This is a genomic window from Deinococcus radiophilus, from assembly GCF_020889625.1.
GTDB lineage: Bacteria > Deinococcota > Deinococci > Deinococcales > Deinococcaceae > Deinococcus > Deinococcus radiophilus.
Map to the genome: position 1 here is coordinate 1,295,508 of NZ_CP086380.1, position 11,970 is coordinate 1,307,477.

General features: G+C 65.7%; 12 protein-coding genes and 1 pseudogene. 6 read left to right on the top strand and 7 right to left on the bottom strand.

From position 1 onward, the window contains the following. Positions 1–8 precede the first annotated feature (8 nt). Positions 9–2,591 carry a DNA mismatch repair protein MutS gene (gene mutS / locus LMT64_RS06500; RefSeq protein WP_126351426.1) on the bottom strand — a complete coding sequence of 861 codons (2,583 nt, stop codon included), beginning with the start codon at positions 2,589–2,591 and terminating at the stop codon, positions 9–11. Between the two features lie 380 nt (positions 2,592–2,971). Here mutS and rplM point away from each other — a divergent pair, with 380 nt between their 5' ends. Next, complete coding sequence (gene rplM / locus LMT64_RS06505; protein WP_126351427.1) at positions 2,972–3,406, top strand: 50S ribosomal protein L13; 435 nt, start codon at positions 2,972–2,974, stop codon at positions 3,404–3,406. After that, a complete protein-coding gene (rpsI, locus tag LMT64_RS06510; protein WP_126351428.1) occupies positions 3,396–3,794 on the top strand; it encodes a 30S ribosomal protein S9 in 399 nt (132 codons plus the stop codon). The genes rplM and rpsI overlap by 11 nt, the downstream gene beginning before the upstream one ends. Positions 3,795–3,859: 65 nt before the next feature. Here rpsI and LMT64_RS06515 read toward each other — a convergent pair whose 3' ends face one another. The 5 genes and pseudogenes from LMT64_RS06515 to LMT64_RS06535 all read right to left on the bottom strand — a co-directional run bounded on the left by LMT64_RS06515 (position 3,860) and on the right by LMT64_RS06535 (position 7,778). Beyond that, positions 3,860–4,663, bottom strand: coding sequence for an HAD hydrolase family protein (locus tag LMT64_RS06515; RefSeq protein WP_126351429.1), 804 nt, complete (start codon positions 4,661–4,663; stop codon positions 3,860–3,862). Next, the gene (locus LMT64_RS06520) at positions 4,660–5,466 is read right to left on the bottom strand and encodes an HAD hydrolase family protein (RefSeq protein WP_126351430.1); all 807 of its coding nucleotides are present in this window, start codon (positions 5,464–5,466) and stop codon (positions 4,660–4,662) included. Before LMT64_RS06520 ends, LMT64_RS06515 begins: the two co-directional genes overlap by 4 nt. 36 nt (positions 5,467–5,502) lie before the next feature. Continuing rightward, a complete protein-coding gene (locus LMT64_RS06525) occupies positions 5,503–5,958 on the bottom strand; it encodes a dCTP deaminase/dUTPase family protein (protein WP_126351431.1) in 456 nt (151 codons plus the stop codon). 500 nt (positions 5,959–6,458) lie between these two features. Then, positions 6,459–6,917: pseudogene (gene rplS, locus LMT64_RS06530) on the bottom strand (50S ribosomal protein L19); the annotation flags it as partial. Positions 6,918–7,088: 171 nt separating this feature from the next. After that, entirely contained in the window at positions 7,089–7,778 is a 690-nt protein-coding gene (locus LMT64_RS06535; protein ID WP_126351433.1) for an alpha/beta fold hydrolase, read from the bottom strand. 123 nt (positions 7,779–7,901) lie between these two features. Here LMT64_RS06535 and lipB point away from each other — a divergent pair, with 123 nt between their 5' ends. Together lipB and lipA are read left to right on the top strand one after the other, a co-directional pair. Continuing rightward, complete coding sequence (gene lipB / locus LMT64_RS06540) at positions 7,902–8,681, top strand: lipoyl(octanoyl) transferase LipB (RefSeq protein WP_229253089.1); 780 nt, start codon at positions 7,902–7,904, stop codon at positions 8,679–8,681. Then, positions 8,678–9,688: a lipoyl synthase gene (gene lipA / locus LMT64_RS06545; protein ID WP_126351435.1), complete on the top strand. Its 1,011-nt coding sequence runs from the start codon at positions 8,678–8,680 to the stop codon at positions 9,686–9,688. Before lipB ends, lipA begins: the two co-directional genes overlap by 4 nt. 241 nt (positions 9,689–9,929) lie before the next feature. Here lipA and LMT64_RS06550 read toward each other — a convergent pair whose 3' ends face one another. Continuing rightward, a complete protein-coding gene (locus LMT64_RS06550; protein WP_126351436.1) occupies positions 9,930–10,433 on the bottom strand; it encodes a MarR family winged helix-turn-helix transcriptional regulator in 504 nt (167 codons plus the stop codon). A gap of 62 nt (positions 10,434–10,495) precedes the next feature. Here LMT64_RS06550 and LMT64_RS06555 point away from each other — a divergent pair, with 62 nt between their 5' ends. Together LMT64_RS06555 and LMT64_RS06560 are read left to right on the top strand one after the other, a co-directional pair. Further along, positions 10,496–11,371 carry a DMT family transporter gene (locus LMT64_RS06555; RefSeq protein ID WP_170165929.1) on the top strand — a complete coding sequence of 292 codons (876 nt, stop codon included), beginning with the start codon at positions 10,496–10,498 and terminating at the stop codon, positions 11,369–11,371. 36 nt (positions 11,372–11,407) lie between these two features. Further along, entirely contained in the window at positions 11,408–11,920 is a 513-nt protein-coding gene (locus LMT64_RS06560) for an ATP-dependent zinc protease family protein (RefSeq protein ID WP_126351438.1), read from the top strand. Positions 11,921–11,970: the final 50 nt, after the last annotated feature.

Genomic DNA, 11,970 nt, shown 5'->3' on the forward strand with positions numbered 1-11,970 from the left:
TCTCACTTTTACTCCAATGGTTCGTCGGCTTCGCTGCGCTTCCACCTATGCAGCACGGCCAGGGCGTCCAGCGGCGTCAGGCGGCTGAGGTCCAGCGCGGCCAGTTCCTGGCGGATGGCGCGGTCGTCGCCCTGCACGCTCAGGGCGGCCAGCAGTTCGCTGCTGCGGGCCGTGACCTGGGCGGGCAACCCCGCCAGCCGCGCCACCTCCACGCCGTAGCTCTGGCGGGCCGCGCCGGGAATCACCTGATGGAAAAAGGTCAGCTGCCCGGCTTCTTCCTCGGCAGCCACATGCAGGTTGACCAGTCCCGGCAGCTCGGCGTCCAGGCGAGTCAGCTCGAAATAGTGCGTGGCAAACAGCGTGTGCGCCCCGCAGCAGTGCAGGTGTTCCAACGCGGCCTGCGCGATAGCGAGACCGTCCAGGGTAGACGTACCGCGCCCGATCTCGTCCAGGATTACCAGGCTGTTGGGGGTCGCCCCGTGCAGGATGGCGGCCAGCTCGGACATTTCCACCATGAACGTGGAGCGCCCCCCGGCCAGGTCGTCGCTGGCCCCGATCCGGGTATGCACGGCGTCATAGATGGGCAAGGTGGCGCTCTCGGCAGGCAGGTAAGCCCCGATCTGGTGCAGCAGCGCCGCCAGCGCCACCGTCCGCAAGTAGGTGCTTTTTCCGGCCATGTTCGGCCCGGTCAGTAGCAGCAGCCGCTGCTGCGGCCCCAGCGCCGCGTCGTTGGGCACGAACTGGCCTCCGCCGCCTCCCATCAGCGCGTATTCCACCACCGGGTGCCGGGCCTGGGTCAGACTCAGCTCACCCCCGTCGCTGAGACTTGGGCGCACCCAGCCGCGCTCGGCAGCCACTTCGGCCAGGCCCGCGATCACGTCCAGGTCAGCCAGCGCCCCCGCTGCTTCGGCCAGGGCGTCCGCGTGAGCGGCCAGGGTGTCGCGCAGCTCGGTAAACACACTCAGTTCCAAGCGGGCGGCGGCGGCGTCCAGCCGGGCGATTTCACGCTCACGCTCGCGCAGGTCCGGGCGGGTAAAGCGGGCGCGGTCCTTGAGGGTGGCCACCTGGTGATAGTCGGCGGGCACGCGGGCAGCATGGGCCTTGGTCACTTCCAGGTAATAGCCGAACACCCCATTGAAGCCCACCTTCAGGCTGCCGATCCCGGTGCGCTCCCGCTCGGTGCCCTCCAGCTCGGCCAGCCAGGCGCGGTGTGAGATGGCTTCGGCCCGCAGGCTGTCCAGCTCGGGGCTGTAGCCCTCCCGGATCAGGCCGCCCTCTCCGGCACGGATCGGCGGCTCGTCTACCAGTGCGCCCCGGATGGCCTGCACCACATCCGGCAGTGCGGAGAGGCGGGCGCGGATGCCGCCCAGCAAACCGTCAAAAGGGGTCAGCAGCTCAGCCGCTTCGGGCAGCAGTTCCAGCGTGCGGGCCAGCGCCGCCACCTCACGGGGCGTGGCGCGGCGGGTGGACACGCGGGCCGCCAGCCGCTCCAGGTCGTGGGCGCGGTACAGCAGCGCCCGCACTCCGGCGCGCAGGTCGGGCTGGGCATAGAGTGCTTCCAGCGCGTCTTGCCGCGCCGTGATGCTCAGGGCGTCCAGCAGCGGCGCCCGCAGCCAGGCCCGCAGGCGGCGGCGGCCCCCGGCGGTGCGGGTTTCACACAGCACGTCCATCAGGCTCAGGCCCTGTGGCGAGTGCGGCGCGAACACCTCCAGCGCCCGGAGGGTACTGTCGGGCAGTGACATGTGCGCCCCCGGCTGAAAGCGGGTCAGTCGCCGCACCATCTCCAGCCGCCCCTGTTGCGTCAGGCGGGCGTAGCCCAGCACCGCCCCGCAGGCCCGCCGCAGCGCCGACGAGTCCAGGGTGGCCGGAATCTCGCCCAGTACAGCTTGCAATTCTTGCTGCGCCGCATCTTCTTCAAAGTTGGCGGGCGAGAGCATCACCGCGAAGCGGGCCTGAAAATCGGCCAGCAGTGCGCCGTTGCCCGACAGCTCGGGGGCCAGCAATACCTCACGGGTGCGCCAGCGCGAGAGTTCGTCATACAGCGCCGTGCGGGTATGAAAAGCCGCGCAGCGAAACTCGCCGGTGGACACGTCCAGCAGGCTCAGGGCGTAGCCCTCTCCGGTGGACACCGCCGCCAGATAGTTTTCATCGGCGCTCAGCCAGCGCGCGTCGGTCAGCGTGCCGGGGGTCAGCAGCTGCGTGACCTCGCGGGCCACCAACCCCGAGCCGGGTTCTTCGACCTGATCGGCCACCGCCACCCGCACGCCCTGGGCCAGCAATTTCTCAATCTGACTGTCCAGCGTCCGCAGCGGCACTCCGGCCATCGGCGTGCTGAAGTCCTTGCTGCTTTTGTGGGTCAGGGCAATGCCCAGCAAGCGGGCGGCCCGCTCCGCGTCCTCGCCAAAGGTTTCGTAGAAGTCGCCCACCTGAAACAGCAGCAATGCTCCCGGAAATTCTTCCTGCACCTCGTCGCGCATGGCCACGTACTGCTGCAACATCGGCGGCAGCGTGCCGCTCCCAGTGCCCTTGAGGGTGTGCGCCGGAACTTGCGCTGGGGTCAGATTGGATCTGGATTTGGGGCCAGCAGGCATTGGCTGATGCTAGCAAGGGCCTGGCCTGGCAACGGGCCGCCAGGTGACGGTTGAGCAGACATACCCACCACATCAGAAGGTCGAAAAGTGGATCACGCCGGAAACAAAGTCCACAGTGGCCAACGGAAGCGCGGAACGTGTATTTAGGGTGGCTGCTTCCCATCTACCCCTAGCCTTGCCTCCCACCCCCGAAATTTGCTACCCTGACCTTTAGTGTTTCGTGCTTGGTAGGGCGCGGAGCGCCGGGCGGCTCCCGGAGGTTTCCCGCTGACCCTCTCCCCCGAAGGTCGGCTGGTCTGCAAACCAACAGCCAACCCCATCTGCCCGCTGGCCAACGCGTCAGGGCGTAGAAATCCCAATTTCCCACACTGGAGTACAAGGTGAAAACCTACATCCCCAAAAACGATGAGCAGAACTGGGTCGTGGTGGACGCCGCCGGCATCCCCCTGGGCCGCCTGGCAACGCTGGTCGCCAGCCGTATCCGTGGCAAGCACCGCCCCGACTTCACCCCCAACATGATCCAGGGTGACTTCGTGGTTGTCCTGAACGCCGAAAAAGTTGTCCTGACCGGTCAGAAAATGGACCAGAAGGTCTACACCCGTTACACCGGCTACCAGGGTGGTCTGCGGAGCGAAACCGCCCGTCAGGCACTGGCCAAGCACCCCGAGCGCGTTATTGAGCGCGCCGTATACGGCATGCTGCCCAAGGGCCGTCAGGGCCGTGCCATGCACAGCCGCCTGAAGGTCTACGCCGGTGAACAGCACCCCCACGCCTCCCAGAAACCCGAAAAGCTAGAGGTTCAACATGGCCGATAAGACTGAGCAGTTCTATGGAACCGGACGCCGCAAGTCCGCCGTGGCCCGCGTTTTCCTGCGCCCTGGCGAAGGCAAAATCACCGTGAACGGCAAAGATTTCCAGAGCTACTTCCAGGGCGTGCTGCGTGCTTTCCAGGCCCTGCAAGGCTTCAAGGAAACCGGCACCGCTGGCCGCTTTGATACCGTGATTACCGTCAAGGGCGGTGGCCCCAGCGGTCAGATCGACGCCATCAAGCTGGGCATTGCCCGCGCCCTGGTGCAGAGCAACCCCGACTTCCGCGCTGCCCTCAAGCCCCACGGCCTGATGACCCGCGACGCCCGCGAAGTCGAGCGCAAGAAGTACGGTCTGAAAAAGGCCCGCCGCGCTCCACAGTTCTCCAAGCGCTAAGACTCACCCCTTACGCTGGAAGAACATCCCCGCCCAGAAGGCGGGGATGTTTGTTGGCTGGTCAGCTACTTCTCCTCTTCACCCATGAGCCCTTCCAGCCAGGCCGCCAGCACCTCCGGCCCGCGAATACTCTCGTCCGCGTGGGCGTGGAGCAATGGCAAATCACCCGACTGCACCGCGTATCCAGCCACCTCAAACATGGCCACGTCGTTGTCACTGTCACCAAAGACGATGGTGCGTTCCAGAGGTATATCTAGCTCACGGGCCAGAATCTCCAGGCCCGCGCCCTTGTGCGCCCCTTTGGGAGTCACCGTCATCATGCGGCTGTAGGGCGGCTGCGCGCCTGTGACCGTGAACCCGCTCCGGTGCTCCCGCAGCTGCTCGGCGTGGCCTGCCACCCCATCGTGAAAAAAGTTCACCTTCTGCACGCGGCCCGCCGGAGCCTCGGCTGTAGGACGCGGATTACGGGCCAGCTGCTGGGTGGTCGGCACCTCGCCTTCAGGCAGGTCTACGTACATCTGCCCGGCGCTGAACATCATCAGCCGCACGCCCTGCATGGAGTGGGCCAGCACTGCTTCCAGTTCTTCAGCGGTGAAATACAGCGCGTGCTTCACCTCGCCGCCGACCTCCACGTGGCCGCCGTTCTGGGTGGCTACGCCATCAAAGGGAATGGCGTCCTCAATCCCAGGAGGCAGTCGGTCGCGCCCAGTGACGGCCGCAAGTTTGACCCCGCGCTCGCTTAGGCGGCGCAGCACTTCGGGCAGCCCTGGGGGCAGCTCCGGGTGGCCGTCCGGCACCAGCGTCCCGTCAAAGTCGAAGGCCAGTAGCAGTGGCAACCCACTGGGACGCTCACGTGCCGGGCGGGTCATGCCTGGGCCTCCAGCTCGTCGGCCAGGGCGTCCAGCCAGGCCGCCAGTGCCTCCGGCCCGCTGATGCGCTCGTCGGCGTGTTCGGCCAGCAGCGGTAAGTCACCCGACTGCACCGCATACCCGCCCACCTCGAACATGGCAATGTCGTTGTCGGTGTCGCCAAAAACCACGGTGCGTTCTGGCGGTACGCCCAGCGCCCCGGCCAGCAGTGTCAGCGCCGCGCCTTTGTGTGCCCCGGTAGGTGTCACGGTCAGGTATTGCTCGTAGGGCGGCTGTGCGCCGGTCAGCACCAGCTGTGGCTGCTGGGCACGCAGTTTTTCCGCATGGCTGGAGACGCCAGCGTGCCAGAAGCCCACCTTTTCGATGCGTTGCCCCTGCGCCTCGGCCAGTGGGCGGTGACCGCGTGTGGCGATCCAGTCGGGAACCTGCTGGCTTGCGGGCAGGTCCATATACAGCATCCCGTCCGAATACAGAATCAGGCGGGCATCTTCCAGCTCGTGGGCCAAAATCGCTTCCAGCTCGGCATCCGTGAACTGCGCCGAAGCGTGCAGCTCGCCGCCGATCTCAACGCGGCCCCCATTTTGCGAGGCCAGCGCCCCGAAGGCAACGCGCTCAGCGATAGAAGCAGGCACGAGGTCACGCCCGGTAATTACCGCCAGCTGCACGCCCAGACCATGTAGCCGTTCCAGCGCCTGGGCAGTATCGTCTGGCAGCTCATTACTCAGCTCCGGCACCAGCGTGCCGTCCAGATCAAAAGCCAGCAGCAGCGGCAGGTCAGCGGGCCGGGTACGTTCAGAATTCATGGCTCCCAGTCTAGGCCGGGGCAAGTCAGTGCGGGATTAGCGCCCGGTATGTCCGTAGCCGCCTGCGCGCAGCTCGCCAGATTCCAGCTCGTCCCCCTCGGCCAGCAGGTAGGGCATAAACACGCCCTGGGCCACCCGGTCCCCGGCCTGCGCCGTGAAGGTGTCCGCCCCCAGATTCCGCAGCGCCAGGATGATGTTGCCGTCATTGTCCGAGTTGCCATAGTAGTCGGCGTCAATGATACCCACCGTGTTGGTCAGCACCAGCCCGCGCAAGCCCACGCTGGAGCGCACATACACCTGCAAGACCTCGCCGGGCTGCATGTAGGCCTTGAGGTCAGTGGCAACCCGCACCACCTCGCCGGGGGTCACCCTCAGGGCAGCAGGCGTCACCAGGTCATACCCTGCCGAGTGCCGCGATCCACGCCGGGGCAGGGCAATCTGGGCCTCTGGATGCTGACGGTGCTGGGAAGCGACGACCTGAAAACCACGCATAGGAAACAGTGTAGAGGCTGTCCGGAAAATCGCGGAGGTGGGCGCACCTCCGCAGGTTTTATGCGAGCAGAGCGAGTAGACATAGATTGGCTTGGACCTCACACCCATTTTCCGGATGACCTCTAGAGGGCAGGCACAAACTGTGTGCGCTGTACACCTTTGTCACTCCCTACGTTAGACCATCACACGGCGGCCACCAGTGGGCACTTTCGCCCGCTCACGCAAGCGGTACACAAAAAAGCCCGCCCCCACCAGGGAGACGGGCCGGTTGAGTGGGAGGCTTAAGCCTTGTCGGTGTCGCTACCTTCGGCTTCGCCTTCGGTGCCAGCTTCGCCGGGAGCAGCTTCAGCGGCTTCAGCGTCAGTGGCGTTGCCTTCTTCAGCGGCGGGCTGCTCGGCTTGCTCTGCCTGGGCTGCTTCGGCTTCGGCAGCAGCCTGGGCTTCAGCTTCGGCCTTGGCTTTCGCCTCGGCTTCTGCGGCGGCCTGGGCCTCGGCTTCGGCCTGGGCTTTGGCTTCCAGGGCGCGGGCTTCGGCTTCGCGGGCAGCTTCGATGGCGGCGGCCTTCTCGACCTTGGCCACTTCGGCGTCTTTCATCACGCGGCTGCGGTCGGACTTGATGCGGGCAGCTTTACCGCGCAGGTCACGCAGGTAGTACAGCTTGGCACGGCGCACTTTACCGCGCTCCAGCACCTGAACGCTGTCCAGACGGGGGCTGGAGAAGGGGAAGACACGCTCCACGCCTTCACCGAAGCTGATTTTACGGACGGTAAAGCTCTTGCGGCTGCCAGCGCCGTTGATGGCGATCACCACGCCGTCAAAGGCCTGGTTACGGGTCCGGTTGCCTTCGACCACTTTGGTGGTGACGCGCACGGTGTCGCCGGGCTGGAACTCAGGCAGGCCTTTACGGATATGGGGTTGCTCAACAGAGCGCAGGATTTCGCCACGGTTTACTTTGGTCATGATGCTCCTTGGTCAGCGGACTGTCTCTAAGGTGGGATTTGGGGTAGACCAACTGGGATTGGCCGAGACATTCTTGACAGAACGCACCCGCGAGAAGAAGCCCTGGGGGCGGCGCGGGGCAGACCTTCCTACTATACGTGGCGGCAGGGTCAGGCTCAAGGGGAAGGCGGCTCAAGGTTTCAAAGCCCGCAACAGGGCGTGCTGCAATTCCGGCCCATGCGTGAGCCAGGCATAGTGACTGGCTCCGGGCAGTTCCAGGTAACGCCCATACGGCAACAATTCGGCCAACTGGCAGACAAACCAGTTCGGCCGGATGTCTTTTTCCATGTGCAGAAAGGTCACAGGGACACCCAGGCGGGCCAGCCGCGCCCATAACTCCGGCTGTTTGATATAACGCCGCCAGTCGCCGCGCAGTGCTTCCCAGACCGCCTCGCTGCACTCCACCTCAAAGTGGGTTTCGAGATGCTGGCCCGCCTGATAGGCCGCGCTCCAGTCACGGTCATGCTGCACCCCTGTCCCGGCAAAACAGACCAGTTGCTCTAGCTGGCCGGGATACTCCAGCGCGTAGGCCAGCCCCAGATCCGCCCCCCAGGAGTGACCGAGGACTGTCCAGCGCTTCAGGCCCAGCTGCCTGCGAAGACTTTCCAGATCCGCCAGCTCACCCAGCAGACGGTGTGGCTCGCCGCCGCTCTGGCCGACGCCTCTGGGGTCCGGGAGATAACAGGTCCAGTGGGGCAAGAGGTCGGCCACGGGACGCAGATAGTTCACACAACCTGGCCCACCCGAAAGCAGCAGGAGGGGCGGCCCCGAGCCGGTGGTCTGGACCTGCAAAAGCGTACCGTCGGGAGCAGGCCAGCGCATGGCAGCAAGCTAGCGCCATACTGCGGCCAGCCGCATCGGCCATCTGGCCTACTTGCCCTGGCCTGTCAGCCAAGCTGGACAGCGCTACGGACAGGCCAGCGGACCCACCCTAGAATGCCTGACGTGACCCCGACTTCTTTGCCTGACCCAGTCCAGCGCACCGAACATTTTGACGTGCTGGACCTGGGGACGTTGCCTTACCGGGACGCCTGGGATATCCAGCATCACTTGCACGCCGAGGTGGCGGCAGGCGCACGCCCCACACTGCTGCTGGTCGAACACCCTGCGGTGCTCACGCTGGGCCGCAAGGCGCGGGAAGGCGAAAACATCGTGGTCACGCGGGACTATCTGGCGGGTCAGGGCATCGAGGTGTTGGAGGTCGAGCGCGGCGGCGACGTGACCTATCACGGCCCAGGTCAGCTGGTGGTCTACGCCATTTTCCCGGTGGGCCGCCGGGTGCGCGACTTTCTGCGGTTGCTGGAAGACGCCACCGTGCAGGCTCTGCATAGCTTGGGTCTAGAAGATGCCCGCCCCAACCCCGGTTACGCGGGCGTGTACCTCAGCCCACGTGACTTGAACGGCCTGGAACGCCAGCAGAAAATCGCCTCTATCGGCGTGGCCGTCAAGCAGCACACGGCCCTGCACGGCATCGGGCTGAACATCGCCACGCAGCTCCATCACTTTGACCTGATCGTGCCCTGCGGCCTGCAGGACACCCAGATGACCAGTGTGCAGCGCGAATACGACTTGCGCGGTCTGGGGCAGAGTGCCAGCATGGACGCAGCCAAAGCGGCCCTGACCACTGCATTTGCGTCAGTTTTCCGCGATTATGATTTCAGTCTGCCCGCCTCTGCGCTGCACGCGGCCATACCTCATCCCCAATCTAAGGAGTCAGACGCATGACCCAGTCCGAATCGGCCACCCCCACTCCGCAAGCCCAGAAAGAGCCGACCTTCATCAAGAACGGCATCTACCGCAAAGACAGTGTCAAGACCCGCGACCCCAAACCAGAGTGGCTGAAGGTGCGCCTGCCCTCAGGCGGCCACTACGCCGAGGTGAAGGGCATCGTGAAAGAGCACAAGTTGCACACGGTCTGCGAAGAGGCCATGTGCCCCAACATCGGGGAGTGCTGGTCGCGCGGCACGGCGACGTTCATGCTGATGGGCCATATTTGCACCCGCGCTTGCCGGTTCTGCGCGGTGGACACCGGCAACCCACGCGGCCTGCTGGACCTGAACGAGCCGCAGAGCGTGGCCGAAAGCGTGCAGCTGATGGGCCTGAAATACGTGGTGCTGACCTCAGTGGACCGCGACGACCTGCCCGACGGCGGCGCCTACCACTTCGCCAAGACGGTGACGGCCATCAAGCGGGCCAACCCCGGTACCCGCGTGGAAAGCCTGACGCCCGACTTCGGCGGCAAAAAAGCCTGCGTGGAGCTGGTGCTGGACAGCGGCGTGGACACCTACGCCCAAAACCTGGAAACGGTGGAGCGCCTGACCCATCCGGTGCGTGACCGCCGCGCCGGCTACTGGCAGACCATCGAGGTGCTGCGCCACGCCAAACAGTACCGCCCAGACGTGGTGACCAAGACCAGCATCATGCTGGGCCTGGGCGAAACGCGCGAGGAAATCACCCAGGCGATGAAGGACCTGCGCTCGGCGGGCGTGGACGTGGTGACGTTCGGGCAGTACCTGCGGCCCACCCAGCACCACCTGCCGGTGGAGCGCTACATTTCCCCGGCCGAGTTCAACGAAATCCGCGACGAGGGCCTGAGCCTGGGCTTTCTGGAAGTGGTCGCCAGCCCGCTGAGCCGCTCCAGCTACAAGGCCGAGCAGGTCTTTCAAGACGCCGAAGACGGGCTGCCCGAACACCTGCGCCACCTCGAAGGCCAAGAGCTGAGCATGCTGTGAAGCGGGTCTGAAGGTCTAAAAGTCGGAGGGTCTAGGGGCCGAGGCTGCGGTCTTGAGCGCCTTTTTCCTTGATGATAAATGCAGCCCTGCACGGCTTTCGCTGCATGACGGCACAGCCTGCGAAGCCCCGATTGCAGCTCCACAGCGCGGGAACCCGTATTCTTTCTCTGCTCCGCAGCTTTGCCAGTCCCGTTGCCCTTGAATGAACCTGAAAAAAGCACCGATTCATCCGGAATCCGTATCAGTCTGCGCCCGCCTCCAGCCTATCCAGCAGCCGCAGCAGCAGCTGTTCCAGCTCGGCCTGCTCGGCTTCGGTCAGGGCCGAGAGCAGCGCCCTTTCCCCGGCCAGGTGATCCGGCAAGAGCTGCTCGACGCGCTGGCGGCCTGCCTCCGCCAGCTGCACCCGGCGCACGCGGGCATCTGCCGGGTCGGGCAGGCGCTTGATCAGCCCCTCGGCGGCCAGGCGGTCCAGGCGATTGGTTACCGAGCTGGGCGAAATGGCGCTCAGGCCCGTGAGCTGGCCGGGGGTCAGGCCTTCAGGGGGCGCACTGCGGTAGAGCGTGAGCAAGAGGTCAGCTTGGGCGCTGTTCAGACCGTGGCGCCCCTGACCCGCCTCGATCCGCTCGGCGGCGGCGCGGGCCGTGCGGGCCAGCAGGATCAGACGGCGCATTGGCGTGGGGTCCAGGTCCGGGCGGCGGGTGCGCCAGTCACGGTCAATGCGCTCCAGAAGGGGCCGGGTCTTCATCGCCTCTCAGTATGACAGGATGGATATTTCGACGCCGAAATAAATCTGTCATACTGACTTCAATGAACCGCGACCTGCTGCTCACGGCGCTGGCACCGCTGATCTGGGGGACCACCTATCTGCTGACCACCACTTTTGTCAGTGAGCTGCCCGCCCTGCTGCTGGGTGTCATGCGGATTTTGCCAGCGGGCCTGCTGCTCTGGTTGCTTTCGCGCCGCCTGCCACCGCCCGGCTGGTGGGGCCGGGTTGCCGTGCTGGCGGTGCTGCGCCAGGCGCTGTTTTTCGTGCTGCTGTACGGTGCCGCGCTGCACCTGCCCGGCGGGGTGGCGGCCACCGTGGGGGCCAGCAGCGCCATGCTGGTGGTCCTGCTGGCCTGGCCGGTGCTGGGCCAGATCCCTACCCGACTGAACCTGGCCCTGGCTGGGGCGGGCCTGGCGGGCGTGGCGCTGATCAGCCTCAGCGGCGGTGAGGCTCTCAGCGCGGCAGGCCTGATGTTTGCCCTGGGTTTTGCGCTGGTCAATGCACTGGGGACAGTGCTGTTCGGGCGCTGGGGGCCACCGCCCGGGGCGCGCCCGCTGGACCAGGTGGCCTGGGAACTGACGCTGGGTGGGCTGATGCTGCTGCCGTTCGCGCTGCCCTCCGCCTCAGCCCTGACCCATCTGCCTCCTTCTGGCTGGGCGGCGCTGACCGTCATGACCCTGATCGGCACGGCACTGGCAGCGGTGCTATGGCAGCGCGGCCTGAACCGCTTGCCGGTCCAGCAGGTGGGACTGCTCGCGCCCCTCAGTCCACTTACCGCCGTGCTGTTGGACGTGGTGTTTCTCCGCGACTGGCTGACCGGAATACAACTTCTGGGGGCGGCCCTGGTGCTGGCCAGTGTGGCCCTGAACGCAGCTGCGCCACGCCCAGGCGCACCCACCAGGACCGGCAAAACCTGACAGCGGGCTGGCCTGCCCCGTCGTACAATGGCCGCCATGTCCATCTCACCGCATCCCTCCCATGCGCTGCATGTTCTCGGCTGGAAGGAGTGGGTGGCCTTGCCGGACCTGAACCTGAGCCGGGTGCGGGTCAAGGTGGATACCGGGGCCAAGACCAGTGCCCTGCACGCCGAAGACCCCGAGGAATTCGAGCAGCAGGGGCAGCTCTGGATTCGCTTCACCTTGCTGCTGCCCTGGCCGGGACCCCTGACCCGGAATGAGGCACCTCCAGCCCGCCGGGTCCAAGCCCCACTGCTGGAATACCGCCGCGTCACCAGTTCCAACGGCCACAGCGAACGCCGCCCGGTGATCTGTACCGACCTGGAACTGTTCGGCCAGCGCTGGCCCATTGAAATTACCCTGACCGAGCGGGATAACATGCGCTTTCCGATGCTGCTGGGCCGTGAGGCGATTGCCGGACGCGCCGTGGTGGATGTATCACGCACCTATACAGCGCAGCGCCCACCCAGCCCACTTTCTCCGGTTCTCAACGCGGAAGAATCGGAGTAGTTTGCGGTGACCGCTGCCTCCACCCGGCAGCACCCACATATTTTCCAGGC

Excerpts from the sequence above, each read along its gene's own strand:
- mutS (WP_126351426.1), bottom strand. The coding sequence starts at position 2,591 with ATGCCTGCTGGCCCCAAATCCAGATCCAATCTGACCCCAGCGCAAGTT.
- rpsI (WP_126351428.1), top strand. The coding sequence starts at position 3,396 with ATGGCCGATAAGACTGAGCAGTTCTATGGAACCGGACGCCGCAAGTCC.
- LMT64_RS06515 (WP_126351429.1), bottom strand. The coding sequence starts at position 4,663 with ATGACCCGCCCGGCACGTGAGCGTCCCAGTGGGTTGCCACTGCTACTG.
- LMT64_RS06520 (WP_126351430.1), bottom strand. The coding sequence starts at position 5,466 with ATGAATTCTGAACGTACCCGGCCCGCTGACCTGCCGCTGCTGCTGGCT.
- LMT64_RS06525 (WP_126351431.1), bottom strand. The coding sequence starts at position 5,958 with ATGCGTGGTTTTCAGGTCGTCGCTTCCCAGCACCGTCAGCATCCAGAG.
- LMT64_RS06535 (WP_126351433.1), bottom strand. The coding sequence starts at position 7,778 with ATGCGCTGGCCTGCTCCCGACGGTACGCTTTTGCAGGTCCAGACCACC.
- lipA (WP_126351435.1), top strand. The coding sequence starts at position 8,678 with ATGACCCAGTCCGAATCGGCCACCCCCACTCCGCAAGCCCAGAAAGAG.
- LMT64_RS06550 (WP_126351436.1), bottom strand. The coding sequence starts at position 10,433 with ATGAAGACCCGGCCCCTTCTGGAGCGCATTGACCGTGACTGGCGCACC.
- LMT64_RS06555 (WP_170165929.1), top strand. The coding sequence starts at position 10,496 with ATGAACCGCGACCTGCTGCTCACGGCGCTGGCACCGCTGATCTGGGGG.
- LMT64_RS06560 (WP_126351438.1), top strand. The coding sequence starts at position 11,408 with ATGTCCATCTCACCGCATCCCTCCCATGCGCTGCATGTTCTCGGCTGG.